Annotated in this window: 6 protein-coding genes and 1 tRNA gene; all 7 read left to right on the forward strand. The window is 35.1% G+C overall.

Annotated features, from left to right (window positions below; all coding sequences use genetic code 11):
- Window positions 1–139: 139 nt before the first annotated feature.
- The 7 genes from DW269_RS11990 (at window position 140) to DW269_RS12020 (ending at window position 6,015) form a co-directional block, all read left to right on the forward strand.
- Window positions 140–216 (forward strand) — tRNA-His (locus DW269_RS11990).
- Between the two features lie 190 nt (window positions 217–406).
- A complete protein-coding gene (locus DW269_RS11995) occupies window positions 407–1,225 on the forward strand; it encodes a D-alanyl-D-alanine carboxypeptidase family protein (protein ID WP_117460208.1) in 819 nt (272 codons plus the stop codon).
- A gap of 292 nt (window positions 1,226–1,517) precedes the next feature.
- Complete coding sequence (locus DW269_RS12000) at window positions 1,518–2,111, forward strand: L,D-transpeptidase family protein (protein WP_158546373.1); 594 nt, start codon at window positions 1,518–1,520, stop codon at window positions 2,109–2,111.
- A gap of 74 nt (window positions 2,112–2,185) precedes the next feature.
- Window positions 2,186–3,025: a diaminopimelate epimerase gene (dapF, locus tag DW269_RS12005; RefSeq protein WP_117460212.1), complete on the forward strand. Its 840-nt coding sequence runs from the start codon at window positions 2,186–2,188 to the stop codon at window positions 3,023–3,025.
- Window positions 3,018–3,722, forward strand: coding sequence for a 2,3,4,5-tetrahydropyridine-2,6-dicarboxylate N-acetyltransferase (gene dapD / locus DW269_RS12010; protein ID WP_117460214.1), 705 nt, complete (start codon window positions 3,018–3,020; stop codon window positions 3,720–3,722). Before dapF ends, dapD begins: the two co-directional genes overlap by 8 nt.
- A 2-nt stretch (window positions 3,723–3,724) precedes the next feature.
- Window positions 3,725–4,837 carry a M20 family metallopeptidase gene (locus DW269_RS12015; protein ID WP_117460216.1) on the forward strand — a complete coding sequence of 371 codons (1,113 nt, stop codon included), beginning with the start codon at window positions 3,725–3,727 and terminating at the stop codon, window positions 4,835–4,837.
- 2 nt (window positions 4,838–4,839) lie between these two features.
- Complete coding sequence (locus DW269_RS12020) at window positions 4,840–6,015, forward strand: aspartate aminotransferase family protein (protein ID WP_117460218.1); 1,176 nt, start codon at window positions 4,840–4,842, stop codon at window positions 6,013–6,015.
- Window positions 6,016–6,119: the final 104 nt, after the last annotated feature.

The following is a 6,119-nucleotide window of genomic DNA, read 5'->3' on the forward strand; positions in this document are numbered from 1 at the left end:
CCCAATTGGGACAATATCAACTTGGATACATTAAGACATTATCATATTGGAATCAGAATTCTTTAAAAAAAGTTAAATTTTCTCTTTACAAACCATTAACACTTGTATATAATCTTACTTGTCTCTTACGAGAGATATGGCGGTTGTGGTGAAGCGGTTAACACACCGGATTGTGGCTCCGGCATTTCGTGGGTTCGATCCCCATCAGCCGCCCCATTTGAAAATAACTCTGGTTTACCAGAGTTTTTATTTTATATAAATAAAGGAACTGTATTTTCATATAGTTCCTTTCATATTGATGATAAACTAAATGTGTGAGCAGTCTTATCTTTTGATTTTAGTGAAAATGTTGTAATGGTATATTGTTTTGAACAAATGATTAACAAGAAGAAATCGAGGTTGTTCTATGAAAAAGAAGAGAATTCTATTAATAACACTTATTTTTGCATTATTGATCTGTTTTTTCTGTTTCTTGCCTAAAGAAAAAGAAAAATCTGTAAAGAAAAAAATAAAAACTATAAGTTATGAACATCCAGAATACAAAGAACGTTATAATTTATATAAAAGTAAGCATCCTCATCTAACGAAAGAAGAGATTGTTACACTTGTAAATATGAATCGTGATTATGATTTCTATGATCATATTATAAAACAAGAACATCCTAATGATTTAAATACCATTGTGAATAAATATTATCAGTTAGATGAAAACTATGCGCCCGATGATCTTGTAGAAATCAATAATAGAGCTAAGAAGTATGGTCTTCCCTATAGTAAACATACTGCTCGAAAAGTCTTATATGATGATTTTATTGCTTTACAAGAGGCTTGCTATCAAAAGGGCTTTGAGTTATATGTAACTTCTGGCTATCGTTCTACACTTTGGCAAAAAGAAATCTATAATCATATGGTAGAAATCTATGATGTTGCAAAGGCCGATGAAACATGTTCACGTCCTGGTCATAGTGAGCATACAACAGGTCTAGGGCTTGATGTTGCTTTAGATCAATACAAATATGAGGATGTTGTTAATCATCCTTGCTATAACTGGTTTTTAAGTCAATTAAGTCAATATGGTTTCATTCTACGTTACCCAAAGGATAAAGAAGATTTGACAGGGTATCATTATGAATCATGGCATATTCGCTATGTTGGTAAGGATTTAGCTAAAAAGGTAGAAGAGAGTCAATTAACATTTGATGAATATTATGCTAGACATTACTAAAAAGAGAATCATAAAAAACTATCTTTTCTAGACTGTTAGTATACAAAATTGAATATATAGTTAATGTCGTAAGTGTCCACACTCCAATGAAGAAAATTTGTGGTCTTGCGACTTTTTTGTTTCTTATAAATGGGATGTAATAATAGAAATGACTCATCGATTTGATAAGAAAGACCTGTGAAAAGCTCAACAGGTCTTATAGATAGTTTTAAATATCTGATTTTGTCAATAATCTGAAAGGAATTGTATTTTCAGATTGTTTTTTCATATAATGATGAAGGGAGGGATTTATATGGATATAGATTCTTTAAAAGCATCAAAGAAAACAAATCAGCTCTTTTTGGTTTGTGTTGATCATTATGATACAAGTCATGCGACATTCTATTATTATAAGAAAGAAGAAAAATGGGAGCTTGTCTTAGAAACACCAGCACTTATTGGACAAAGAGGCATGGGTGAAGGAAAAGAAGGGGCAAGACAGACTCCGATCGGTGAATATACCTTTGGAAAACTCATGGGTATTGCGCCAGATCCTGGTACAAAGATGGATTATCATCAGATTACTGAAGATGATTATTGGTGTGGTGAACAATATTATAATGAGTTTGTGGATGAAAAAGTAAGAGATCATACACAATGTACAAAAGAAAATGATGAACATTTGATAGATTATACTAAGCCTTATGAATATACTGCTTTCTTTAACTATAATAAAGAATGTATTAAAGGTAAGGGCAGCGCGTATTTCTTTCATTGTTTTGGCACTCATGACTATACAATGGGATGTGTTGCCTTACATCGTGATATTGTGAAATATCTCTTTACTATGATTGATGAGAAGACGATTATGATCATCGATTCTTATGATAATTTGTATAAATATTAGTTAGTGTCACAGTGATAATTTTGTGTTATACTTTCATTAAGTTCAGAGTATGAACAAGAAAGGTGTAAAAGAAAATGTTGAAATTCTTGAAAATGGAAGGTATCGGGAATGATTATGTTTACTTTGACGGAATCAATCAGAATGTTCCAACAGATGAAACATTTATCAAGAAGGTATCTAATCGTCATATAGGTATTGGCAGTGATGGTGTCATTATCATCTTACCAAGTGAAACATGTGATTTCAGAATGCGTATGTTCAACCTTGATGGTAGTGAAGGAAAGATGTGTGGAAATGGAATCCGCTGCTTTTCTAAATTTGTATACGATCAAGGCTTAACTGATAAGACAACATTGAAGATTGAAACACTTGCAGGAATAAGAACTTGTGAATTGAATGTAGAAGATGGAAAGGTAACAAGTGTCTGTGTAGATATGGGTGAACCAATTACTCTATGTTCTGATATTCCGGTGAATTATTCTAAGGTAGAGATGGTGAATGCACCTATTGAAATAGATGGCAATACATATTATTGTACAGCTGTTTCTATGGGTAATCCGCATGTCATCCAGTATGTAGATACACTTGATTTTGATATCGAAGCAATTGGTCCTAAGTTTGAGCATGCTTCTTTATTCCCTGAATCAGTCAATACAGAATTTGTAAAGGTTGTTGATAGAGAACATCTAAAGATGCGTGTATGGGAAAGAGGCAGTGGTGAAACAATGGCTTGTGGTACAGGTGCATGTGCTGTGATGTATGCAAGTTATCTCAACAACAAGTGTGATGAGAAAGTGGATGTAGAATTATTAGGGGGTCATTTACAGATTGAACTCCGTGATAAGAAGATATTTATGACAGGTCCTGCAAGGACTACTTTTGAAGGTACATTAAAGGAGGAAGACTATGCTTAAAACTGCAGAAGAAATTATCCAGTATATTGGAAATGCGAAAAAACAAACACCAGTCAAGGTATATATCAATGGTCATGATTTACCTCAGGCTGAAGGATTCAAGATGTTTGGTACAGAAGATTCAAAAATCTGTATTGGAGATTTAGATGCAATCCGTGCTTATTTAGAAGAAAACAAAGACAAGATTACAGAAACTTATATGGAACAGGATCGTCGTAATAGTGCGATTCCTATGATTGATATGACAAATATCAATGCTCGTATTGAACCAGGCTGCTTTATCCGTGAACATGTCACTATCGGAGATAATGCAGTTATCATGATGGGTGCAGTTATCAACATTGGTGCTAAGATTGGTGAAGGTTCTATGATTGATATGGGTGCAGTACTTGGAGGACGTGCTGAAGTTGGTAAACATTGTCACGTTGGTGCAGGTGCAGTGCTTGCAGGTGTTATTGAACCCCCTTCAGCAAACCCAGTTGTCTTAGAAGATGACGTATTAATTGGTGCCAATGCGGTTGTTATTGAAGGTGTAAGAATTGGTAAGGGTGCTGTCGTAGGTGCAGGTTCTATCGTTACTAAGGATGTACCAGCAGGTGCAGTAGTAGTTGGTAACCCAGCTCGTATTGTGAAAGAAGAAAAAGACGACCAGACAAAAGATAAGACTCAGTTAATGGATGATTTAAGAAAGATCTAATCATGGATGATTTAAAGAGATGGCGCAGGAATCTACATCAGATTCCTGAGCTAGGATTAAAAGAGATACAAACAACAGCTTATCTAAAAGCAGAACTGGAAAAGATGGGGTATCAGCCACAGCCATTATTAGAAACAGGACTTTATGTCTTTATTGATCATGGCTATGGTAAATCAGTGGCTTTTAGAACAGATATTGATGGCTTACCTGTCAATGAAGAAACAGGTGTAGATTTTTCCTCTACCCATAAAGGAATCATGCATGCATGTGGACATGATGGCCATATGACTGCACTTCTAGGCTTTGCGAAGGCTTTAAAAGAGAATAAAGAACCTATTCTTTATGATATTCTTTTAATCTTCCAGCCAGCTGAAGAATCTCCTGGAGGGGCACGTATTGTCTGTGAAAAAGGTTTATTAAAACAGTTTAATGTAGAATCTATTTTTGGTATTCACTTGATGCCGTTATTAGATGAAGGTGTGATTGCTTCTAAACCAGGTGGTTTAATGGCTGAATGTGGTGAATTAGATGTAAAAGTAATAGGAAGAGGGGCTCATGCAGGTTTACCTCATGAAGGTGTAGACTCATTACTTATTGCTTGTTCTTTAATTAATGAATACCAGCATATTTTGACAAGAATGAAGACACCATTCCATCCAGCTATTATGAATATTGGAGAAATTCATGGTGGTACAGCACGTAATAGTGTGGCCAAGGAAACAGAATTCCATGGCACAGTACGTTGTTATAGTGATGAAATGTTTGCCCATCTCACAGATTCTATTGGACGTATTAATAAAGGTTTTGAAGAAGCCTATGGATGTCAAATTGAGTGGAGCTGTCCACCATTCTATCCAGCTGTCATCAATGATAAAAAGCTATTTAACTATGTCTCATCAATTACTTCATTAAAAGAATTAGATGAACCACTCATGCTTGCTGAGGATTTCTCTTTCTATCAGAAAGAGGTAAAAGGTCTATTTATCTTTGTCGGTACTAAAACAAAGGAATTCCAAAGTGGACTCCATACAGGTACATTCAATTTTAATGAATCTGTATTACAGTCTGTTGTGGATATGTATATGAAAATCATTTTGAATTATCAGGAGGAGTAGTAATGGGGTATTATGAAGAAGGAGAACAGTATTTTCTTCATGCTTATGGTAGATATGATACTGTTTTAGATCATGGAGAAGGTGTATATCTCTATGATACAGAAGGTAATAAATACTTAGATTTCTATAGTGGTATTGGTGTCAATTCTCTTGGATATGGTTATCCTGCCTATGTAGAAGCAGTAGAAAAGCAGTTAAAGACATTAACTCATGTGTCTAATTATTTCTATACTGTTCCTGCCATTGAAGCAGCTAAGAAAGTAGTGGAGGCAACTCGTCTTTCAAAGGCATTCTTCTGTAACTCAGGTGCAGAAGCAACTGAAGGGGCATTAAAGCTTGCACGTAAATACTACTTCTTAAAACACCATAAGGCTGATAGTGAAGTCATCGCATTCCATCAGTCATTCCATGGACGTACTACAGGTTCTGTTAAGTTAACTGGTAATGCCCATTATCAGCAGGCTTTTGGTCCATTAATGGAAGGTGTTAAATATGCCACTTTAAACGACTTAGAAAGCGTTAAAGCACTACTTACTGATCATACAGGTGCTATTATTGTAGAACCAGTACAGGGTGAAGGTGGTGTCAATCCTTGCACAAAAGAATTCTTACAGGGATTAAGACAAATCTGTGATGAAAAAGATATCTGTCTTATTCTTGATGAAGTACAGTGTGGTATGGGAAGAACAGGAACAATCATGACTTATTTCCAGTATGATATCTTACCTGATATTGTATGTCTTGCAAAAGGTATTGGTTGTGGTGTACCAGTAGGTGCATTTGTAGCTAATGCAAAGTTTGCGAAGGCAATGGAACCAGGAGACCATGGAAGTACTTATGGAGGTAATCCATTTGTGACTGCTGCAGTCTCTACTGTATTTGATATCTTAAAGAAGGATTCAATTGTAGAAAACTGTAAAGAAGTATCTGAATATCTTTTAGAAGAATTAGATAAAGTAGTCAAAGACTATGATTGTGTTGTAGGACATAGAGGTTTAGGATTAATGCAGGGAATTGTATTAAATGTCCCAGCTAAGAAATATGTCCAGGCATTACTTGATGAAGGTGTTATTGTAGTAACTGCTGGTGAAAAGGTAATTCGTTTATTACCACCTCTAATAATCACAAAAGAACATGTTGATGAATTTATTACTAAACTTAGAAAAGTTTTAGGATAAAATATTAAGAAATCTCTCACTTATGAAGGAATAAATAAGTGGGAGGTTTTTTGTATGCCGGGCATGGCATATATCTAGGTGGTGAAAGTCCACTGTGGGGGCGA

Source organism: Catenibacterium sp. AM22-6LB, assembly GCF_003435615.1.
Lineage (GTDB): Bacteria > Bacillota_I > Bacilli_A > Erysipelotrichales > Coprobacillaceae > Catenibacterium > Catenibacterium mitsuoka_A.